This is a genomic window from Streptomyces spongiae (genome assembly GCF_009377185.1).
GTDB lineage: Bacteria > Actinomycetota > Actinomycetes > Streptomycetales > Streptomycetaceae > Streptomyces > Streptomyces spongiae.
Genome location: NZ_VJZC01000136.1, coordinates 1 through 20,041, shown reverse-complemented (window position 1 = coordinate 20,041; position 20,041 = coordinate 1). Strand labels below are relative to the sequence as shown.

Genomic DNA, 20,041 nt, shown 5'->3' with positions numbered 1-20,041 from the left:
CCCCCGCCCCCCTCACCCTCGAAGTCGAACCACACGGTGACCACGGCCCCGCGAGGAACCTCGGCCCCAGGTTGCGGATACTGCCGTACGACGTAGTCGACGACGGCGAGATGGAAGTCGGGCCGGTCGGGCGCGGCGAGCAGCACACCACGTGCCTGGGCGGTCTCACGCGCGTCCACGGCCATCAGACCGACAAGCCGTGGCACGCGCACTTCGGGTGTTTTGGGTGTTATGCGCACAGATGTCACCCCCAGCGGTACTGGCAGGGTAACCGCGAGGGGGTGCCGACCGGAAGCAGTCGGTGTCTATCTGTAGCCGAATCCGGAGTCAGCTGCTACGTAGAGTCACAAATTCAGTCGGTATCGGTGTCCGACCGCCTTCGACGTGGGTGTGGTGAAGACCTCCTCCAGCTCCATGCCCAGGCGCTGGGTCACGGCGATGGAGCGCTTGTTCTCGGCGAGGACCATGGCGACGACGGTCGGGACACCCGCCAGGCGCAGGCGGCCGAGGGACTCCTGGGCCGCCGCGGTGACGTACCCCTTGCCCCAGTGGGGCCGTGCGAGCCGCCAGCCGATCTCGATCTCCCCCACCGGGCCGAAGCCCTCGTGTGGCCACGGCTGGGCCCCCGTGAAGCCGATGACCTGGCCCTCCGCGTCGAGCATGGACCAGAAGCAGAAGCCGCGTTCGGCGTCGTGCCGGCGCTGGCGCGCGGTGAGCTCCTCGTAGACGGACAACTCGGCGGACTTGCCCCCGTGGAACTCCATGACCTCGGGGTCGTCGAAGATCCGGTGCCAGGCGATGGCGTCCTCATCGGTGGGGACACGCAGCCGTACGTCGGGGAGAGCTCTGTTCACAGGGGCAGCCCTTCAGCCAGGTGATCGGTACCGCTGAATAGACTGCCCATGTCCAGTGCCCGTCAGCACGCTGTTTTCGAGTCTTCGAGGTCTCGTTCCGCGAGTCCTCCTGGTCTCGGATCCCGTCACGCTGACTTCGAGACGTGGGGAGAACCCGTCGTGACCGAGCCCCAGCCCCTTACCGAACACACCGCCGATGTGATCGTCGTCGGGGCCGGACCAGCCGGTTCCACCACCGCGTACTACCTGGCCAAGGCCGGACTGGACGTCCTGCTCCTGGAGAAGACCGCCTTCCCGCGCGAGAAGGTGTGCGGTGACGGTCTGACGCCGCGCGCGACGAAGCAGCTGGTCTCCATGGGCATCGACATCTCCGAGGAGGCCGGCTGGCTCCGCAACAAGGGGCTGCGCATCATCGGCGGCGGTGTCCGCCTCCAGCTCGACTGGCCGGATCTCGCCTCCTACCCGGACTACGGCCTGGTCCGCAAACGCGACGACTTCGACGAGCAACTGGCCCGGCAGGCCCAGAAGGCGGGCGCGCGGCTGTACGAGCGCTGCAACGTCGGCGCCCCCATCATCGACGACCGCACGGGACGCATCACGGGCGTGCACGCCAAGCTGGGCGACGCCGAGTCGGGTTCGAAGGAGAAGCGGGAGGTCACCTTCCACGCGCCGCTGGTCGTGGCGGCCGACGGCAACTCCACCCGCCTGTCCCTGGCGATGGGCCTGCACCGCCGCGAGGACCGCCCCATGGGTGTCGCGGTCCGCACGTACTTCACCTCCCCCCGCCACGACGACGACTACCTGGAGTCCTGGCTGGAACTGTGGGACAAGCGCGGACCGGGCGAGGACCGGCTGCTGCCCGGCTACGGCTGGATCTTCGGCATGGGTGACGGCACGTCGAACGTCGGTCTGGGCGTCCTGAACACCTCAGACTCCTTCAAGGAGCTGGACTGGCGCGAGGTCCTCAAGGCGTGGTGCGCGTCGATGCCCGAGGAGTGGGGCTACACCCCGGACAACATGACCGGCCCGATCCGTGGCGCCGCCCTCCCCATGGCCTTCAACCGCCAGCCCCACTACACCAAGGGCCTGCTGCTGGTCGGCGACGCCGGCGGCCTGGTCAACCCCTTCAACGGCGAGGGCATCGCCTATGCCATGGAGTCCGGCCAGATCGCCGCGGACGTCATCGTCCAGGCTCACGCCCGCTCGACCCCCGGCCAGCGCGAACTCGCCCTCCAGCGCTACCCCCGCGTCCTGAAGGACACCTACGGCGGCTACTACACGATGGGCCGCGCCTTCGTGAAGCTCATCGGCAACCCGAAGGTCATGAAGCTCGCGACCCAACGCGGCCTCACCCACCCCCTGCTGATGAAGTTCACCCTCAAGCTCCTCGCGAACCTCACCGACCCGACGGGCGGCGACGCGATGGACCGCATCATCAACGGCCTGAGCAAGGTGGCGCCGAAGGCCTGAGCAGGGCCACAGCCCGCCACTTGTCGCGGCGCGTGCTTCCGGCCGCGCCGCGACAGCCGATCCAGGTACGGATGGCCGTTCGAGACAACGCACTGCTGGGCGCGGACAATTCGGACACCGAACGGAAAAGGGTGAGGGCCCCGCCCCCGAGGCGGCAGCCCTCACCCAACAAGAGGTACCAAGAGGTACTCGAAGAACGAACGGATCAGAGAACCCGCACCGCACCCGAGGCCGGGTAGCCGGAGAGTTCCTGGATCACGACGCCCTTGGAGGGGTTGGCCGCGTCGAGGTACTGGCCGCCCCCGATGTAGACGCCCGTGTGGTACGCGGAACCCTTCGAGCCCCAGTAGAGGATGTCGCCGACCTGCACGTTGGACAGCGAGACCTCGGTGCCGGACATCGACTGGTCCTGGGAGACCCGGGGGAGGTCCACGCCGGCCTGCTTGAACGCTGCCTGGACGAGCGAGGAGCAGTCCCACGCGTTGGGGCCCGTGGCGCCCATGACGTAGGCGTCGCCCACCTGTGCGTTGAGGAAGGCGATGACCGTCGCGACACTGCCGCTGGCCGGGGCGGACGCCGAGGTGGAGGTCGACGTCGAGGCCAGGGTGCTCCGCTCGGCGTTGCGCGTGGCACGCTCGGCGGCTGCCCTCCGCTCGGCCTCGGCCTTCTTCTTGGCCTCCGCCTTCGCTTCCTTGAGGTCCGCAGCGGCCTGCTTGGCCGCCTTGGCGGTGGCGGCGTCACGCTCGGCCTGAAGCTCGTAGTTCGCCGCGGTCTGCTGCATGGCGTCGGCGGACTGCGCGACCTGGGAGGCCACATCGGCCGTGAGCGTGGGCAGTTCGATCGTCTGGGTCACGGGCTCCGCGGCGTTCGCCGACGCGGACGCACCGGCCACTGCCACGCTGCCGAGAATGCCACCGGCGACTCCGGCGCGCATCGCCATCTTCGAGGCGTTGCGGCGGGGTTTTCGGTGGCTGCGTATGTGAGCGGTGTGGGACATGGGTACAAGCGGTACCAGGGGCTCCTCCATACCTACAAGAAACGTGTGGTCCGCCACAGTTGTTCAATCCGATCACTGAACCCCGGGTGTGTCGCTCCTTATTGACGCCGTAACGGACATTGCGGACAGTGTCGATCAAGCCTGTGATCATGGGCTTTCGCTGATACGTCCGAATTGCTCTCCGCGTACCACTGGTTGCGGCACGTGGCCAAGCCCGGCTTCTTGGCGGGTTCCGGTAATGTGACGCAGGTCACGGAACAATTGCCGCGGCGATCACACCTCGCGCACACATCCGGGGCGCAGGACGCTCGTGAACGCGTGCACGTGTCCACATCCACCCTCCGTCTCCCTCGGAGGTGTGAATGCGCCCCACTATCAAGCCGTGCCGCCCAGGGCCAATTTGCATGCAAGGGAAGTCTCTTGATATAGAGACGCCCCGCGTGACCAGGGGCTACGATCGAAAATGTCACTTCTGGTGATCGCTCTGACGCTTCGGGTGTGAAGATCACTACTCATCCGACTTCATGATCGTTCGTCAGGTGGTGGAGATCACAAAGTCCTTGCTGACCCCCGTGTCGCAGATCACAGACCGGCGGGCATAGGATGCGGGGCAGTTGGGCTTGTGACCTGCTTCACATGTTCGCGATCTTCGCCGGGATGGGCGGGGCTCGTGGGGCTGGAGGTGCAGGTGGTGGGTCCGACGCAACCGCCAGCAGTCAGTGCCGACTGAGAGGAGCGAGGAGCGGTGAACGCCTATGCGCCCATCCTCGTACTGGGAGCCCTCGGGGCAGGCTTTGCGATCTTCTCCGTGGTCATGGCCACGCTGATCGGTCCGAAGCGGTACAACCGGGCAAAGCTTGAGGCCTACGAGTGCGGTATCGAGCCGACCCCCACGCCGGCCGGCGGCGGGCGTTTCCCCATCAAGTACTACCTGACGGCGATGCTCTTCATCGTCTTCGACATCGAGATCGTCTTCCTCTACCCCTGGGCCGTCACCTTCGACGCCCTGGGTGTTTTCGGGCTCGTGGAGATGCTGCTCTTCGTGCTCACCGTCTTCGTCGCCTACGCGTACGTATGGCGGCGCGGCGGTCTGGAATGGGACTGAGGGGCCTTTCAATCATGGGACTCGAAGAAAAGCTGCCGAGCGGATTCCTGCTGACCACCGTCGAGCAGGCCGCGGGCTGGGTGCGCAAGGCGTCCGTCTTCCCGGCCACCTTCGGCCTCGCCTGCTGCGCCATCGAGATGATGACGACGGGCGCCGGACGCTACGACCTGGCCCGATTCGGTATGGAGGTCTTCCGCGGCTCACCGCGCCAGGCGGACCTCATGATCGTCGCCGGCCGGGTCAGTCAGAAGATGGCGCCGGTGCTGCGGCAGGTCTACGACCAGATGCCGAACCCCAAGTGGGTGATCTCCATGGGGGTCTGCGCCTCGTCGGGCGGCATGTTCAACAACTACGCCATCGTCCAGGGCGTCGACCACATCGTCCCGGTCGACATCTACCTCCCGGGCTGCCCGCCACGGCCCGAGATGCTGATGGACGCGATCCTCAAGCTCCACCAGAAGATCCAGACCTCCAAGCTCGGTGTGAACGCCGAGGAAGCCGCCCGCGAGGCCGAAGAGGCCGCGCTCAAGGCGCTCCCCACCATCGAGATGAAGGGGCTGCTGCGATGAGCGACACCAACGGCAGCAACGGGGTCAACCCCGAGAAGGACCTCGGTGCCTCCAACCTCCCCGGCCAGCGTGGCGAGGGCGGCGAGGAGATCCGTCTCCAGCGCGGCATGTTCGGCGCCAACAACGGCGGCGACACCTCCGGCTACGGCGGCCTGGTCCGCTCCATCCGTCTCCCCGGCCCCGCCACACGCCCCTACGGCGGCTGGTTCGACGAGGTCGCCGACGAACTCGAGGGCGCCCTGGAGGAACAGGGACTCGTCCCCGAGAACGTCATCGACAGGACCGTCGTCGACCGCGACGAGCTCACGTTCCACATCGAACGCGAGTACCTGCTCCGCGTCGCCCAAACCCTCCGCGACGACCCGGCGCTCCGCTTCGAGCTGTGCACCGGCGTCTCCGGCGTCCACTACCCGGGCGACAAGGGACGCGAGCTGCACGCCGTCTACCACCTGCGCTCGATCACCCACAACCGGCTGATCCGCGTGGAGGTCTCCGCCCCCGACGCCGACCCGCACATCCCGTCGCTCGTCTCCGTCTACCCGACGAACGACTGGCACGAGCGCGAGACGTACGACTTCTTCGGCATCGTCTTCGACGGTCACCCGGCGCTGACGCGGATCATGATGCCGGACGACTGGCAGGGCTTCCCGCAGCGCAAGGACTACCCCCTCGGCGGCATCCCCGTCGAGTACAAGGGCGCCCAGATCCCGGCTCCGGACCAGCGGAGGTCGTACTCATGAGCACTTCCCACGCCTCCCCGCGCGAGACGACGGAAGGCACCGTATACACGGTCACCGGCGGTGACTGGGACGAGGTCGTCGAGACCGCGGCCAAGGCCGACGACGAGCGCCTGATCGTCAACATGGGCCCGCAGCACCCGTCCACCCACGGCGTGCTCCGGCTCATCCTGGAGATGGACGGCGAGACCGTCACCGAGGCCCGCTGCGGCATCGGCTACCTCCACACCGGCATCGAGAAGAACCTCGAGTACCGCACCTGGACCCAGGGCACGACCTTCGTGACCCGCATGGATTACCTCACGCCGTTCTTCAACGAGACGGCGTACTGCCTCGCCGTCGAGAAGCTCCTCGGCATCGAGGACCAGGTCCCGGACCGCGCCTCGATCATCCGCGTGCTCCTGATGGAGCTGAACCGGCTCTCCTCCCACCTGGTGTGCATCGCCACCGGCGGCATGGAGCTGGGCGCCACCACGATCATGATCTACGGCTTCCGTGATCGTGAACTCATTCTCGACATCTACGAGCTGATCACCGGCCTGCGCATGAACCACGCGTACATCCGGCCCGGCGGACTCGCCCAGGACCTGCCGCCGGGCGCGGTGGACCAGATCCGCGAGTTCGTGAAGAAGATGAAGAAGAACCTTCCCGAGTACGACAAGCTCGCCACCGGGAACCCCATCTTCAAGGCCCGCATGCAGGACGTCGGCTATCTCGACCTGGCCGGCTGCATGGCCCTCGGCGCCACCGGCCCGATCCTCCGCTCGGCGGGCCTCCCGCACGACCTGCGCAAGGCGCAGCCGTACTGCGGCTACGAGACGTACGACTTCGACGTCCCGACCGCCGACAGCTGCGACTCCTACGGGCGCTTCCTGATCCGCCTGGAGGAAATGCGCCAGTCGCTCGGGATCATCGAGCAGTGCCTCGACCGGCTGCAGCCCGGCCCGGTCATGGTCTCCGACAAGAAGATCGCGTGGCCCGCACAGCTCGCCCTGGGACCGGACGGACTGGGTAACTCCCTGGACCACATCAAGAAGATCATGGGCACCTCCATGGAGGCCCTGATCCACCACTTCAAGCTGGTGACCGAGGGTTTCCGCGTCCCGCCGGGACAGGCGTACGCGGCGGTCGAGTCGCCCAAGGGCGAGCTCGGGGTGCACGTCGTGTCCGACGGAGGCACCCGCCCCTTCCGGGTCCACTTCCGCGACCCGTCCTTCACCAACCTGCAGTCCATGGCGGCGATGTGCGAGGGCGGCCAGGTCGCCGACGTCATCGTCGCCGTCGCGTCCATCGACCCCGTGATGGGAGGCGTCGACCGGTGACCACCACTCCTGAGGGCGTCAGCCTGGGCATGCCCCAGCTGCCCGCACCCGACTACCCGGACGACGTCCGAGCCCGGCTGGAGCGGGACGCGGCCGAGGTCGTCGCCCGCTACCCGGACTCCCGCTCGGCCCTGCTGCCGTTGCTGCACCTCGTGCAGGCGGAGGAGGGCCACGTCACCCGCACCGGCATGCAGTTCTGCGCCGACGTGCTCGGCCTGACCACGGCCGAGGTCACCGCAGTCGCCACCTTCTACACCATGTACCGGCGCAAGCCCTCCGGTGACTACCAGGTCGGCGTCTGCACCAACACCCTGTGCGCGGTGATGGGCGGGGACGCGATCTTCGAGTCCCTCCAGGAGCACCTGGGCGTCGGCAACGGCGAGACCACCGACGACGGCAAGGTCACCCTGGAACACATCGAGTGCAACGCGGCCTGCGACTTCGCCCCGGTCGTGATGGTCAACTGGGAGTTCTTCGACAACCAGACCGTGGCCAGCGCGAGGCAGCTCGTCGACGACCTGCGCGCGGGAGCACAGGTCGAGCCCACCCGCGGCGCCCCCCTGTGCACCTTCAAGGAGACCGCCCGGATCCTGGCGGGGTTCCCCGACGAACGGGACGGGGCCGTCGAGGCGAGCGGCAGCGCGGGACCTGCCTCCCTGATCGGCCTCCGCCTGGCCAAGGGAGAGGCCACGGCCCGCGTGGTGCATCCGCGGGACGGCGGACCCCACGACGAGCCGCAGGACAGCGTGCACGAGCCGTCGCCCACCGAGCACCTCAGCTCGCACGACGCGCCGCAGGACACGTCGGCCTCCGACCCTGCCCACCCGGCGGGTCCTGTCGCCGAGGAGGGGGAGTGATGACGTTGGCAACCGAGCTCAAGGACACCAGCCCGGAGAAGCTGCTCGCACCCGTGCTGTCGGCCTTCTGGGACGAGGACAAGTCCTGGACGCTGGACGTCTACCGGAGGCACGAAGGGTACGAGGGGCTCCGCAAGGCGCTCGCCATGTCGCCGGACGACGTGATCGCGTACGTCAAGGAGTCCGGGCTGCGCGGGCGCGGTGGCGCGGGATTCCCGACGGGAATGAAGTGGCAGTTCATTCCGCAGGGTGATGGAAAACCGCACTATCTAGTTGTCAACGCCGACGAATCGGAGCCCGGAACGTGCAAGGACATTCCGCTCCTCTTCGCGAACCCGCATAGCCTCATCGAGGGCATTGTCATTGCCTGTTATGCCATCAGGTCGTCGCATGCCTTCATCTATCTGCGTGGTGAAGTCGTCCCCGTTCTGCGGCGGTTGCACGAGGCCGTCCGTGAGGCCTACGCGGCGGGATACCTCGGCGAAAACGTCCTGGGCAGCGGACTCGACCTCGAACTCACCGTGCACGCGGGCGCGGGCGCGTACATCTGCGGTGAGGAGACCGCACTGCTGGACTCGCTCGAAGGCCGCCGTGGTCAACCGCGGCTGCGTCCCCCCTTCCCTGCTGTCGCGGGCCTCTACGCGTGCCCGACTGTTGTGAACAACGTCGAGTCGATCGCGTCGGTTCCCGCCATCATGAAAAACGGCAAGGAATGGTTCAGGTCGATGGGCAGCGAGAAGTCGCCGGGCTTCACGCTGTACTCGCTCAGCGGCCATGTCGCCTCGCCGGGCCAGTACGAGGCCCCGCTCGGGGTCACGCTGCGCCAGCTCCTCGACATGAGCGGCGGCATGCGGCCCGGCCACCGGCTGAAGTTCTGGACGCCGGGTGGCTCCTCCACGCCGATGTTCACCGACGAGCACCTCGACGTCCCTCTCGACTACGAGGGCGTCGGCGCCGCCGGGTCCATGCTCGGCACCAAGGCCCTGCAGTGCTTCGACGAGACCACCTGCGTCGTGCGGGCCGTGACCCGCTGGACCGAGTTCTACGCCCACGAGTCCTGCGGCAAGTGCACACCCTGCCGTGAAGGGACGTACTGGCTCGTGCAGTTGCTGCGCGACATCGAGGCCGGCAAGGGCGTCATGTCCGACCTCGACAAGCTGAACGACATCGCCGACAACATCAACGGCAAGTCCTTCTGCGCCCTCGGCGACGGCGCCGCCTCGCCGATCTTCTCCTCCCTCAAGTACTTCCGCGAGGAGTACGAGGAGCACATCACGGGCCGGGGCTGCCCCTTCGACCCGGCCAAGTCCACGGCCTGGGCCGACAAGCGCACGGAGGTGAACGCATGACGGTGACCACCAGCGCTCCGTCCGGGGGCGGAGAGGCGGCGGTCCCGCCGGAGGATCTCGTCTCGCTGACGATCGACGGCGCCGAGATCAGCGTGCCCAAGGGCACCCTGGTCATCCGGGCCGCCGAGCAACTCGGCATCGAGATCCCACGGTTCTGCGACCACCCCCTCCTCGACCCGGCCGGCGCCTGCCGCCAGTGCATCGTCGAGGTCGAGGGCCAGCGCAAGCCCATGGCGTCCTGCACGATCACCTGCACGGACGGGATGGTCGTCAAGACGCACCTCACGTCGCCCGTGGCAGAGAAGGCCCAGAAGGGTGTGATGGAGCTCCTGCTCATCAACCACCCGCTGGACTGCCCGGTCTGCGACAAGGGCGGCGAGTGCCCGCTGCAGAACCAGGCCATGTCGCACGGCCACGCCGAGTCCCGCTTCGAAGGCAAGAAGCGCACGTTCGAGAAGCCCGTGCCGATCTCCACGCAGGTGCTGCTCGACCGCGAGCGGTGCGTGCTGTGCGCCCGCTGCACCCGGTTCTCCAACCAGGTCGCGGGCGACCCGATGATCGAACTGATCGAGCGGGGCGCGCTCCAGCAGGTCGGAACCGGTGAGGGCGACCCCTTCGAGTCGTACTTCTCCGGGAACACCATCCAGATCTGCCCGGTGGGCGCCCTGACCTCGGCGGCGTACCGCTTCCGCTCCCGCCCCTTCGACCTCGTCTCGTCGCCGTCCGTGTGCGAGCACTGCTCCGGTGGCTGCGCGACGCGTACGGATCACCGGCGGGGCAAGGTCATGCGGCGGATGGCCGCCCAGGACCCCGAGGTCAACGAGGAGTGGATGTGTGACAAGGGGCGGTTCGGGTTCCGCTACGCGCAGCGGCCGGACCGGCTCACGACGCCGCTCGTGCGCGGTGAGTCGGGTGAGCTGGAACCCGCTTCCTGGCCGGAGGCCCTGGCCGCCGCCGCCGAGGGGCTGTCGGCCGCCAAGGGCCGCGCCGGTGTCCTGACCGGAGGCCGCCTCACCGTCGAGGACGCGTACGCGTACAGCAAGTTCGCGCGCGTGGCGCTCGACACCCACGACATCGACTTCCGCGCGCGCGTGCACAGCGCCGAGGAAACCGACTTCCTGGCGGCCCGGGTGGCGGGACACGGACGCGACGTCGACGGTACGGGCGTCACGTACGGCTCCCTGGAGAAGGCGCCCGCGGTGCTGCTGGTCGGGTTCGAGGCCGAGGAGGAGGCGCCCGGCGTCTTCCTGAGGCTGCGCAAGGCATGGCGGGGGCACGGGCAGAAGGTGTTCTCGCTGGCCACGCACATGACCCGGGGCCTGGAGAAGGCAGGTGGCACGCTGCTGCCCGCCGCGCCCGGCACCGAGACCGAGTGGCTGGACGCCCTCGCGAGCCGGGTGGGCCTGGAGAACGACGGGGCGAAGGCCGCCGAGGCGCTGCGCACCGAGGGCGCCGTGATCGCCGTCGGGGAGCGGCTGGCCGCCGTGGCGGGCGGGCTCACCTCCGCCGTACGGGCTGCGTCCGCGACCGGTGCCCAGCTGGTGTGGATCCCGCGCCGGGCCGGGGAGCGCGGCGCGATCGAGGCGGGCGCGATGCCGTCGCTGCTGCCGGGCGGGCGTCCGGCCACCGACCCGCGCGCGCAGGACGAGGTCGCCCGCGTGTGGGGCGTCGCCGTACTCCCGCACCGCTACGGGCGTGACACCGGCCAGATCATCGAGGCCGCCGCCGGCGGGAAGCTCGGCGCGCTGGTGGTGGCGGGCGTGGAGGTCGCCGACCTTCCCGACCCCGCACGCGCGCGTGAGGCACTGTCCGGGGTGGGCTTCCTGGTATCGCTGGAACTGCGGCCCAGCGAGGTCACCGAGCACGCGGACGTCGTCCTCCCGGTGGCCGCGGTCGCCGAGAAGGCGGGCACCTTCCTCAACTGGGAGGGCCGGGTACGTCCCTTCGAGGCCGCGCTCAAGCCCGACCAGATGACCCGCCGTCTGGCGCCCACCGACGGGCGCGTGCTCCAGATGCTGGCCGACGCCATGGACGTCCACCTGGGGCTGCCGGATCTGCGCACCACGCGCGCGGAGATCGACCGCCTAGGGGCCTGGGACGGGCCGCGGGCGAGCGAACCCCTGGAGACCGCCGGCCAGCTGCCGCGGCCGGCCGCCGGAGAGGCCGTCCTGGCCGGGCACCGGCTGCTGCTCGACCAGGGCCGCCTCCAGGACGGCGACGAGGCGCTCGCCGGGACGCGGCACGCCGCACGCGCGCGCGTGTCGGCCCCCACGGCCGCCGAGGCGGGTGTCAAGGACGGTGACGTCCTCACGGTGAGTGGCCCGGCCGGGACCGTCGAACTCCCGCTGCAGATCACCGAGATGCCCGACCGCGTGGTCTGGCTCCCGCTGAACTCCGCCGGAACAGGCGTCGCCTCCGACACTGGGGCACTGCCCGGCGCACTCGTCCGCATCGGCCCGGCGACCCTCGCCCCCGAGGACCCGAAGGAGGTGGAGGCGTGACGGCGTACCTCGCCGCGGAGGACCTCTCCATGTTCGGCCGCGACCCCTGGTGGCTGGTCGTCATCAAGGCGGTGTTCTGCTTCGCCTTCCTGATGCTGACCGTGCTCTTCTCCATCGTGTGGGAGCGCAAGGTCGTCGCCTGGATGCAGCTGCGCATCGGCCCCAACCGGCACGGCCCCTGGGGCATGCTCCAGTCGCTCGCCGACGGCATCAAGCTGATGCTCAAGGAAGACCTCATCGTCAAACGCGCGGACAAGGTGGTCTACGTCCTCGCGCCGATCGTCGCGGCCATCCCGGCGTTCATGGCGATCGCGGTGATCCCCTTCGGGCCCGCCGGCAACGAGATCTCGATCTTCGGCCAGCGCACCACGATGCAGCTCACGGACCTGCCGATCGCGATGCTCTACATCCTCGCGGTCGCCTCGGTGGGCATCTACGGGATCGTGCTGGCGGGCTGGAGCTCCGGATCGACCTACCCGCTGCTCGGCGGTCTGCGATCCTGCGCTCAGATGATCTCGTACGAGATCGCCATGGGCGCCGCCTTCGCTTCCGTCTTCCTGTACTCGGGGTCGATGTCGACGTCGGCGATCGTCGAGGCCCAGCAGGACCGCTGGTACATCATCCTGTTGCCGGTCTCGTTCCTGATCTACATCGTGACCATGGTCGGCGAGACCAACCGGGCCCCCTTCGACATGCCGGAGTCCGAGGGCGACCTCGTCGGCGGCTTCAACACCGAGTACTCGTCCATCAAGTTCGCGATGTTCATGCTCGCCGAGTACGTGAACATGGTGACGGTCTCGGCGGTGTCCGTGACGCTCTTCCTCGGCGGCTGGCGCGCCCCGTGGCCGATCAGCGGCTTCTGGGAGGGCGCCAACCACGGCTGGTGGCCGATGCTCTGGTTCGTGGTGAAGGTGCAGCTGCTGCTGTTCTTCTTCATCTGGCTGCGCGGCACGCTGCCGCGCGTCCGTTACGACCAGCTGATGAAGCTGGGCTGGAAGGTCCTCATCCCGGTCTCCGTGGTCTGGCTGATGATGGTCGCGACCGTGCGGACCCTGCGCAACGAGAACTACGACTTCGCGGAGATCGCGCTGTACGTCGGCGGAGCCGTCCTCGTCCTGCTGTTGCTCTCGTTCGTCGTGGACATGTTCCGCGGCCGGAGCGAGGAGCGGGACAAGCCCGCCGAACCCGCCGCGTTCGACCCCATGGCCGGCGGATTCCCCGTACCGCCCCTGCCCGGACAGACCCTGCCGCCGGTGCCACGCAGGCGCCCTCGCCGCGAGCGGGAGCTGATTGTCAGTGGCGGGTCCGATACTGACAGTGACGGATCTTCGAGTGGAAGGGAGGCGTCCGATGGCTGATGAGCCCAAGGAGACCAAGCCGGGTTTCCAGAACCCCGTGGCCGGCTTCAGCGTGACCTTCAAGGCCATGTTCAAGAAGCGGCTGACCGAGCAGTATCCGGAGCAGCAGAAGACCACCGCGCCGCGGTTCCACGGCCGGCACCAGCTCAACCGCCATCCGGACGGCCTGGAGAAGTGCGTCGGCTGCGAGCTGTGCGCCTGGGCCTGTCCCGCCGACGCCATCTATGTGGAGGGCGCGGACAACACGGACGAGGAGCGCTACTCGCCGGGCGAGCGGTACGGCCGCGTCTACCAGATCAACTACGCCCGCTGCATCCTGTGCGGGCTGTGCATCGAGGCGTGCCCCACGCGCGCGCTGACGATGACCAACGAGTTCGAGCTGGCCGACTCCAGCCGGGCCAACCTCATCTACACCAAGGAGCAACTGCTCGCCGGTCTCGAAGAGGGCATGGTCGACTCCCCGCACGCGATCTACCCGGGCATGGACGAGCAGGACTACTACCGGGGGCTCGTCACGGAGGCCGCGCCCGGCACGGAGCGTCAGGCCGCCGGCTCGAAGGGCGAGAAGCCCGAGGAAGAGGGGGCTGACGCATGACCGCGCAGCTCGCCGCCTACTCCACCTCCACCGGAGAGGCGTTCCAGTTCTGGGTGCTCGGCACCGTCGCCGTGATCGGCGCCCTGTGCACCGTCTTCATGAAGAAGGCCGTGCACAGTGCGCTCTGCCTCGCCGGCACCATGATCATCCTGGCGGTGTTCTACCTCGCCAACGGCGCCTACTTCCTGGGCATCGTGCAGATCGTCGTCTACACCGGCGCGATCATGATGCTGTTCCTGTTCGTGGTGATGCTTGTCGGTGTCACGGCGGCGGACTCCTTGAAAGAGACCATCAAGGGCCAGCGCTGGCTGGCCCTTCTCTGCGGCCTCGGCTTCGGCATCCTCCTGATCGCGGGCATCGGCAACGCCTCGCTGACGGAGTTCAACGGCCTGGGCCAGGCGAACGCGAACGGCAACGTGGAGGGCCTCGCCGCCCTCATCTTCACCAAGTACGTGTTCGCCTTCGAGCTCACCGGCGCCCTGCTCATCACGGCCGCGGTCGGCGCCATGGTGCTCACCCACCGCGAGCGCACCGAGCGCGCCAAGACCCAGCGCGAGCTGGCCGAGCAGCGTGTCCGCGAGGGCAAGCACGTACCGCCGCTCCCGGCTCCCGGCGTGTACGCACGGCACAACGCGGTGGACATCGCGGGCCTCCTCCCGGACGGCACCCCGTCCGACCTCACCGTCAGCAAGACGCTGCGGGACCGCGGTCAGATCCGTGACGTGTCGACCGAGGCGCTTCAAGACCTCAAGGCCCTGGAGCAGCGCGCCGAGGACCGCCTGGAGCGCTCGAACAGCGGGGGCGCGAACAGCGGAGGCTCCAACAGCGGGAAGGGGTCGAAGTGAATCCCGTCAACTACCTGTATCTCGCGGCCCTGTTGTTCACGATCGGCGCCACCGGCGTGCTCATCAGGCGGAACGCGATCGTGGTGTTCATGTGCGTCGAGCTGATGCTCAACGCCTGCAACCTCGCGTTCGTCGCCTTCTCCCGGATGCACGGCAACCTCGACGGCCAGATCATCGCGTTCTTCACGATGGTCGTCGCCGCAGCGGAGGTCGTGGTCGGACTCGCGATCATCGTGTCGGTGTTCCGCGCCCGCCACTCGGCCTCGGTCGACGACGCCAGCCTGATGAAGCTGTAAGGGGTCGGAAGAATCGTGGAGAACCTGATTGCGCTGCTGGTGGCGGCGCCCCTGCTCGGAGCGGCCGTCCTGCTGTGCGGCGGCCGGCGCCTCGACGCCGTCGGCCACTGGATCGGCACGGCCCTCGCGGCCCTCTCCTTCGTGTTCGGCGTGATCCTCTTCGCCGACATGCTGGGCAAGGACCCCGAACACCGGACGCTGATGCAGCACCTGTTCAGCTGGATCCCGGTCGAGGGCTTCCAGGCGGACGTCGCCTTCCAGCTCGACCAGCTGTCGATGACGTTCGTCCTGCTCATCACCGGAGTCGGCTCGCTCATCCACGTGTACTCGATCGGGTACATGGAGCACGACGAGCGCCGGCGCCGCTTCTTCGGCTATCTGAACCTGTTCCTCGCGGCGATGCTGCTGCTCGTCCTCGCCGACAACTACCTGCTGCTGTACGTCGGCTGGGAGGGCGTCGGCCTCGCCTCGTACCTGCTGATCGGCTTCTGGCAGCACAAGCCCAGCGCCGCCACGGCCGCGAAGAAGGCATTCCTGGTCAACCGCGTCGGCGACATGGGCCTGTCGATCGCCATCATGCTGATGTTCACCACCTTCGGGACCTTTGCCTTCGGGCCGGTCCTGGAGGCCACCGGTGACACGTCCGAGGGCAAGCTCACCGCCATCGGCCTGATGCTGCTGCTGGCCGCCTGCGGCAAGTCCGCCCAGGTGCCGCTGCAGTCCTGGCTCGGGGACGCGATGGAGGGCCCGACTCCGGTCTCGGCCCTCATCCACGCCGCGACCATGGTGACCGCGGGCGTCTACCTGATCGTCCGCTCCGCCGACATCTTCAACGCCGCGCCGGACGCGCAACTGGTCGTCACCGTGGTCGGTGCGGTCACGCTCCTCTTCGGTGCGATCGTCGGTTGCGCGAAGGACGACATCAAGAAGGCCCTCGCCGGGTCGACGATGTCGCAGATCGGCTACATGGTGCTGGCCGCGGGCCTCGGCCCCATCGGCTACGCCTTCGCGATCATGCACCTGGTGACGCACGGCTTCTTCAAGGCCGGGCTGTTCCTCGGCGCCGGTTCGGTCATGCACGGCATGAACGACGAGGTGGACATGAGGAAGTACGGCGGCCTCAGGAAGTACATGCCGGTCACCTTCGTGACGTTCGGCCTCGGCTACCTCGCCATCATCGGCTTCCCGGGTCTGTCCGGCTTCTTCTCCAAGGACAAGATCATCGAGGCGGCGTTCGCCAAGGGCGGCACCGAGGGCTGGATCCTCGGAGGCTGCGCGCTGCTGGGCGCGGCCATCACCGCCTTCTACATGACGCGCGTGATGCTGATGACGTTCTTCGGTGAGAAGCGCTGGCAGCCCGACGAGCACGGCCACGAGCCCCACCCGCACGAGTCGCCCAAGGTCATGACGATCCCCATGATCGTGCTGGCCTTCGGGTCGGTCTTCGCGGGCGCGTTCTTCGGCATCGGCGAGCGGTTCGTGAAGTGGCTGGAGCCGGTCACCGGCTTCGAGCACGGCCACCCGCCGATCAGCGCGCTGACGGTCACGCTCTCGACGGTGGCCGTGATGGTCCTCGGCGTCGGCCTCGCCTACGTCCAGTACGGGCGCCGTCCCGTCCCGGTCGTCGCCCCGCGCGGGTCGCTGCTCACCCGGGCCGCCCGGCGCGACCTCCTCCAGGACGACTTCAACCACGTCGTCCTGGTCCGCGGCGGCGAACACCTCACGCGTTCCCTGGTGTACGTCGACCACACGCTGGTCGACGGCGTCGTCAACGGCACGGCGGCCACGATGGGCGGCCTCTCCGGACGGCTGCGCAGGCTGCAGAACGGCTTCGCGCGGTCGTACGCGGTCTCGATGTTCGGCGGTGCGGCGGTCCTCATCGCCGCGACCCTGCTGATGAGGGCGGTCTGATACCGATGTCCTTTCCTCTGCTGACAGCGACGGCGGTGCTCCCGGCCCTCGGGGCGATCGCCACGGCCGCCGTACCGGCCGCCAAGCGCACCGCAGCGAAGTGGCTGGCGCTCGTGGTCTCGCTGGCCACACTCGCGCTCGCCGTGACCGTGCTCGTGCGCTTCGACCCGGACGGTGACCGCTACCAGCTCACCGAGTCCCACGCCTGGATCGCGGACTTCGGGGTGCGGTACGAGCTGGGCGTCGACGGCATCGCGGTGGCGCTGATCGCGCTCACGGCCCTGCTGATCCCGTTCATCATCCTCGCGGGCTGGCACGACGCCGACCCGTTGGAGACCGGCAGCAAGCGGTGGCGGCCGACGCAGGGCTTCTTCGCCCTGATCCTGGCCGTCGAGGCGATGGTGATCATCTCCTTCGAGGCCACCGACGTCTTCCTCTTCTACATCTTCTTCGAAGCCATGCTCATCCCGATGTACTTCCTCATCGGTGGCTTCGGGGACCGTGCCCACGAGCACGGCGAGGAGACGGCGGCGACACAACGGTCGTACGCGGCCGTGAAGTTCCTCCTCTACAACCTGGTCGGCGGCCTCATCATGCTGGCCGCGGTCATCGGCCTGTACGTGGTCGCCGGGAACTTCTCGCTCACGGAGATCGCCGAGGCCCGCGCCAACGGCACGCTGGACATGGCGACCAGCACCGAGCGGTGGCTGTTCCTCGGCTTCTTCTTCGCCTTCGCGGTGAAGGCGCCCCTGTGGCCGCTGCACACCTGGCTGCCGAACGCGATGGGGGAGGCCACCGCCCCGGTCGCCGTCCTCATCACCGCGGTCGTCGACAAGGTGGGCACCTTCGCGATGCTGCGCTTCTGCCTCCAGCTCTTCCCGGAGGCCAGCAAGTGGGCGACACCGGCGATCCTCGTCCTCGCCCTCATCAGCATCATCTACGGGGCGCTGCTCGCCGTCGGCCAGCGCGACATCAAGCGCCTGGTGGCCTACGCGTCGATCTCGCACTTCGGCTTCATCATCATGGGCATCTTCGCGATGACCAGCCAGGGCCAGTCGGGCGCCACGCTCTACATGGTCAACCACGGGATCTCGACGGCCGCGTTGATGCTCGTGGCGGGCTTCCTGATCTCGCGGCGCGGGTCGCGGCTCATCGCCGACTACGGAGGCGTGCAGAAGGTCGCCCCGGTGCTCGCCGGCACGTTCCTGATCGGCGGCCTCGCGACCCTGTCCCTGCCCGGGCTCGCCCCGTTCGTCAGTGAGTTCCTGGTCCTGGTCGGCACGTTCGCGCGCTACCCGGCGATCGGGATCATCGCCACCTTCGGCATCGTCCTTGCCGCGCTCTACGTCCTCGTCCTCTACCAGCGGACGATGACGGGCCCGGTGAAGGCCGAGGTCTCGTCGATGCCCGACCTCAGGGTGCGCGAACTCGTGGTGGTCGCCCCGCTGATCGTTCTGCTGATCTTCCTGGGCGTCTACCCGAAGCCGCTCACCGACATCGTCGACCCGGCGGTCAAGCAGACCATGTCCGACGTCCAGAAGAAGGACCCCCAGCCCGAGGTGGAGGCGGCCAAGTGAGCGCATCAGCCGTCCACAGCCTGTGGACAATGGCGGCCGATCCGATCGACAAGATCGACGCGCCGAAGATCGAGTACGGGCAGTTGTCGCCCACCCTGATCGTCATCGGGGCGGCGATCGTCGGGGTGCTGATCGAGGCCTTCGTGCCACGCAAGTCCCGTTACTACGCCCAGGTGTTCGTGGCCGTCGTCGCACTGGCCGCCTCCTTCGCGGCCGTGATCGGCCTGGCGGCCGGCGGCTACGGCACCACGAAGGCCGGCATCGCGGCGATGGGCGCCATCGCCGTCGACGGACCGTCCCTCTTCTTGCAGGGCACGATTCTGCTGGCCGGACTGCTCGGCGTGTTCACCTTCGCCGAGCGGCGCCTTGACCCGGCCGCGCACGGCAACCGGGTCGACTCGTTTGCCGCCCAGGCCGCGTCCGTACCGGGCAGCGACAGTGAGAAGGCCGCGGTGAAGGCCGGGTTCACCACCACCGAGGTGTTCCCGCTGCTGCTCTTCGCGATCGGCGGCATGCTGATCTTCCCGTCGGCGAACGACCTGCTGACCCTGTTCATCGCCCTCGAGGTCTTCTCGCTGCCGCTGTACCTGCTGTGCGCAGTGGCCCGACGCAAGCGGCTCATGTCGCAGGAGGCCGCGGTCAAGTACTTCCTGCTGGGCGCCTTCGCCTCCGCGTTCACCCTCTTCGGCATCGCCCTGCTGTACGGGTACTCGGGCTCCGTGTCGTACGCGACGATCGCCCAGGTCGTCGACGGCACCGTCCAGGACGTCAACCCGGCGCTCGCCGACACCATGGGCAACGACGCGCTGCTTCTCGTCGGCGCCGCGATGGTCGTCATGGGCCTGCTGTTCAAGGTGGGCGCGGTGCCGTTCCACATGTGGACGCCCGACGTCTACCAGGGCGCGCCCACCCCGGTCACCGGCTTCATGGCGGCTGCGACCAAGGTGGCGGCCTTCGGCGCGCTGCTCAGGCTGCTGTACGTCGTCCTGCCCGGTCTGCGCTGGGACTGGCGGCCGGTCATGTGGGCCGTCGCGATCGTCACGATGCTGGGCGGTGCCATCGTCGCGATCACCCAGACCGACATCAAACGGCTCCTGGCGTACTCGTCGATCGCGCACGCGGGATTCATCCTCGCGGGTGTCATCGCGACCTCGCCCGACGGCGTCTCGTCGGTGCTGTTCTACCTGGGCGCGTACTCGTTCGTGACGATCGGTGCCTTCGCGGTGGTCACCCTCGTACGGGACGCGGGCGGCGAGGCCACCCACCTGTCCAAGTGGGCCGGGCTCGGGCGCAGGTCCCCGTTGGTGGCGGCCGTGTTCGCGGTGTTCCTGCTGGCCTTCGCGGGCATTCCGCTGACCTCCGGGTTCGCCGGGAAGTTCGCCGTGTTCAAGGCGGCGGCCGAGAGCGGGGCGGGCGTGCTCGTCGTGATCGGTGTGATCTCGTCGGCCATCGCGGCGTTCTTCTACATCCGCGTGATCGTGCTCATGTTCTTCAGCGAGCCGCGCCCCGAGGGGCCGACGGTCGCCGTGCCGTCGCCGCTGACCATGACGGCGATCGGGGTGGGCGTGGTGGTCACGCTCGTGCTCGGTGTGGCGCCGCAGTACTTCCTGGACCTGGCGGGGCAGGCGGGAGTGTTCGTGCGGTGACGCTCCGGTGAGCGGTACGGATACGGGCGGGACCCGGTCTCCTGAGGGGGCC

18 protein-coding genes are annotated in these 20,041 nt (G+C 68.4%); 15 read left to right on the top strand and 3 right to left on the bottom strand.

Translation table 11 applies throughout. From position 1 onward, the window contains the following. Both FNH08_RS20130 and FNH08_RS20125 read right to left on the bottom strand, forming a co-directional pair. On the bottom strand, positions 1 to 239 hold a 239-nt coding region (locus tag FNH08_RS20130), incomplete at its 3' end, for a PASTA domain-containing protein (RefSeq protein WP_322724911.1). Positions 240 to 344: 105 nt separating this feature from the next. Next, the gene (locus tag FNH08_RS20125; protein WP_322724910.1) at positions 345 to 854 is read right to left on the bottom strand and encodes a GNAT family N-acetyltransferase; all 510 of its coding nucleotides are present in this window, start codon (positions 852 to 854) and stop codon (positions 345 to 347) included. Positions 855 to 1,013: 159 nt separating this feature from the next. Between FNH08_RS20125 and FNH08_RS20120 the strand changes: the two genes are divergently transcribed. After that, positions 1,014 to 2,324: a geranylgeranyl reductase family protein gene (locus tag FNH08_RS20120; RefSeq protein WP_322724909.1), complete on the top strand. Its 1,311-nt coding sequence runs from the start codon at positions 1,014 to 1,016 to the stop codon at positions 2,322 to 2,324. Positions 2,325 to 2,529: 205 nt separating this feature from the next. Here FNH08_RS20120 and FNH08_RS20115 read toward each other — a convergent pair whose 3' ends face one another. Next, positions 2,530 to 3,351: a C40 family peptidase gene (locus tag FNH08_RS20115; RefSeq protein ID WP_152772880.1), complete on the bottom strand. Its 822-nt coding sequence runs from the start codon at positions 3,349 to 3,351 to the stop codon at positions 2,530 to 2,532. 715 nt (positions 3,352 to 4,066) lie between these two features. Here FNH08_RS20115 and FNH08_RS20110 point away from each other — a divergent pair. The 14 genes from FNH08_RS20110 to nuoN are packed head-to-tail and all read left to right on the top strand — an operon-like array spanning position 4,067 to position 19,989. Beyond that, positions 4,067 to 4,426, top strand: a complete 360-nt coding sequence (locus FNH08_RS20110; RefSeq protein ID WP_007383963.1) for an NADH-quinone oxidoreductase subunit A — start codon at positions 4,067 to 4,069, stop codon at positions 4,424 to 4,426. A 14-nt stretch (positions 4,427 to 4,440) separates the two neighbouring features. Beyond that, entirely contained in the window at positions 4,441 to 4,995 is a 555-nt protein-coding gene (locus tag FNH08_RS20105) for a NuoB/complex I 20 kDa subunit family protein (RefSeq protein WP_003998928.1), read from the top strand. Further along, on the top strand, positions 4,992 to 5,735 hold the full coding sequence (locus FNH08_RS20100; RefSeq protein WP_152772879.1) for an NADH-quinone oxidoreductase subunit C: 744 nt from the start codon (positions 4,992 to 4,994) through the stop codon (positions 5,733 to 5,735). Before FNH08_RS20105 ends, FNH08_RS20100 begins: the two co-directional genes overlap by 4 nt. After that, positions 5,732 to 7,054: an NADH-quinone oxidoreductase subunit D gene (locus tag FNH08_RS20095; protein ID WP_152772878.1), complete on the top strand. Its 1,323-nt coding sequence runs from the start codon at positions 5,732 to 5,734 to the stop codon at positions 7,052 to 7,054. Before FNH08_RS20100 ends, FNH08_RS20095 begins: the two co-directional genes overlap by 4 nt. A gap of 29 nt (positions 7,055 to 7,083) precedes the next feature. Then, positions 7,084 to 7,911 (top strand): NADH-quinone oxidoreductase subunit NuoE, encoded by an 828-nt coding sequence (nuoE, locus tag FNH08_RS20090; RefSeq protein ID WP_152772884.1) that lies wholly within the window; start codon positions 7,084 to 7,086, stop codon positions 7,909 to 7,911. After that, the gene (nuoF, locus tag FNH08_RS20085; RefSeq protein ID WP_152772877.1) at positions 7,911 to 9,260 is read left to right on the top strand and encodes an NADH-quinone oxidoreductase subunit NuoF; all 1,350 of its coding nucleotides are present in this window, start codon (positions 7,911 to 7,913) and stop codon (positions 9,258 to 9,260) included. The genes nuoE and nuoF overlap by 1 nt, the downstream gene beginning before the upstream one ends. Further along, positions 9,257 to 11,761, top strand: a complete 2,505-nt coding sequence (locus FNH08_RS20080) for an NADH-quinone oxidoreductase subunit G (RefSeq protein ID WP_152772876.1) — start codon at positions 9,257 to 9,259, stop codon at positions 11,759 to 11,761. The genes nuoF and FNH08_RS20080 overlap by 4 nt, the downstream gene beginning before the upstream one ends. Further along, positions 11,758 to 13,119, top strand: a complete 1,362-nt coding sequence (gene nuoH / locus FNH08_RS20075) for an NADH-quinone oxidoreductase subunit NuoH (protein WP_322724907.1) — start codon at positions 11,758 to 11,760, stop codon at positions 13,117 to 13,119. The genes FNH08_RS20080 and nuoH overlap by 4 nt, the downstream gene beginning before the upstream one ends. Next, positions 13,112 to 13,714: an NADH-quinone oxidoreductase subunit NuoI gene (nuoI, locus tag FNH08_RS20070; protein ID WP_152772875.1), complete on the top strand. Its 603-nt coding sequence runs from the start codon at positions 13,112 to 13,114 to the stop codon at positions 13,712 to 13,714. Before nuoH ends, nuoI begins: the two co-directional genes overlap by 8 nt. Then, positions 13,711 to 14,559 carry an NADH-quinone oxidoreductase subunit J gene (locus FNH08_RS20065; RefSeq protein WP_152772874.1) on the top strand — a complete coding sequence of 283 codons (849 nt, stop codon included), beginning with the start codon at positions 13,711 to 13,713 and terminating at the stop codon, positions 14,557 to 14,559. The genes nuoI and FNH08_RS20065 overlap by 4 nt, the downstream gene beginning before the upstream one ends. Further along, entirely contained in the window at positions 14,556 to 14,855 is a 300-nt protein-coding gene (gene nuoK, locus FNH08_RS20060; protein WP_067240510.1) for an NADH-quinone oxidoreductase subunit NuoK, read from the top strand. The genes FNH08_RS20065 and nuoK overlap by 4 nt, the downstream gene beginning before the upstream one ends. Positions 14,856 to 14,870: 15 nt before the next feature. After that, on the top strand, positions 14,871 to 16,766 hold the full coding sequence (gene nuoL, locus FNH08_RS20055; protein WP_322724906.1) for an NADH-quinone oxidoreductase subunit L: 1,896 nt from the start codon (positions 14,871 to 14,873) through the stop codon (positions 16,764 to 16,766). A gap of 5 nt (positions 16,767 to 16,771) precedes the next feature. Beyond that, positions 16,772 to 18,343 carry an NADH-quinone oxidoreductase subunit M gene (locus tag FNH08_RS20050; protein ID WP_152772873.1) on the top strand — a complete coding sequence of 524 codons (1,572 nt, stop codon included), beginning with the start codon at positions 16,772 to 16,774 and terminating at the stop codon, positions 18,341 to 18,343. Continuing rightward, a complete protein-coding gene (nuoN, locus tag FNH08_RS20045) occupies positions 18,340 to 19,989 on the top strand; it encodes an NADH-quinone oxidoreductase subunit NuoN (protein WP_322724905.1) in 1,650 nt (549 codons plus the stop codon). The genes FNH08_RS20050 and nuoN overlap by 4 nt, the downstream gene beginning before the upstream one ends. The last annotated feature ends 52 nt before the right edge of the window (positions 19,990 to 20,041 follow it).

What these genes read in the sequence shown, in the direction of transcription:
- FNH08_RS20105 (WP_003998928.1), top strand. Translation starts at nt 4,441, where the DNA reads ATGGGACTCGAAGAAAAGCTGCCGAGCGGATTCCTGCTGACCACCGTC.
- FNH08_RS20115 (WP_152772880.1), bottom strand. Translation starts at nt 3,351, where the DNA reads ATGGAGGAGCCCCTGGTACCGCTTGTACCCATGTCCCACACCGCTCAC.
- FNH08_RS20100 (WP_152772879.1), top strand. Translation starts at nt 4,992, where the DNA reads ATGAGCGACACCAACGGCAGCAACGGGGTCAACCCCGAGAAGGACCTC.
- nuoE (WP_152772884.1), top strand. Translation starts at nt 7,084, where the DNA reads ATGCCCCAGCTGCCCGCACCCGACTACCCGGACGACGTCCGAGCCCGG.
- FNH08_RS20050 (WP_152772873.1), top strand. Translation starts at nt 16,772, where the DNA reads ATGTCCTTTCCTCTGCTGACAGCGACGGCGGTGCTCCCGGCCCTCGGG.
- FNH08_RS20080 (WP_152772876.1), top strand. Translation starts at nt 9,257, where the DNA reads ATGACGGTGACCACCAGCGCTCCGTCCGGGGGCGGAGAGGCGGCGGTC.
- FNH08_RS20065 (WP_152772874.1), top strand. Translation starts at nt 13,711, where the DNA reads ATGACCGCGCAGCTCGCCGCCTACTCCACCTCCACCGGAGAGGCGTTC.
- FNH08_RS20095 (WP_152772878.1), top strand. Translation starts at nt 5,732, where the DNA reads ATGAGCACTTCCCACGCCTCCCCGCGCGAGACGACGGAAGGCACCGTA.
- nuoF (WP_152772877.1), top strand. Translation starts at nt 7,911, where the DNA reads ATGACGTTGGCAACCGAGCTCAAGGACACCAGCCCGGAGAAGCTGCTC.
- nuoI (WP_152772875.1), top strand. Translation starts at nt 13,112, where the DNA reads ATGGCTGATGAGCCCAAGGAGACCAAGCCGGGTTTCCAGAACCCCGTG.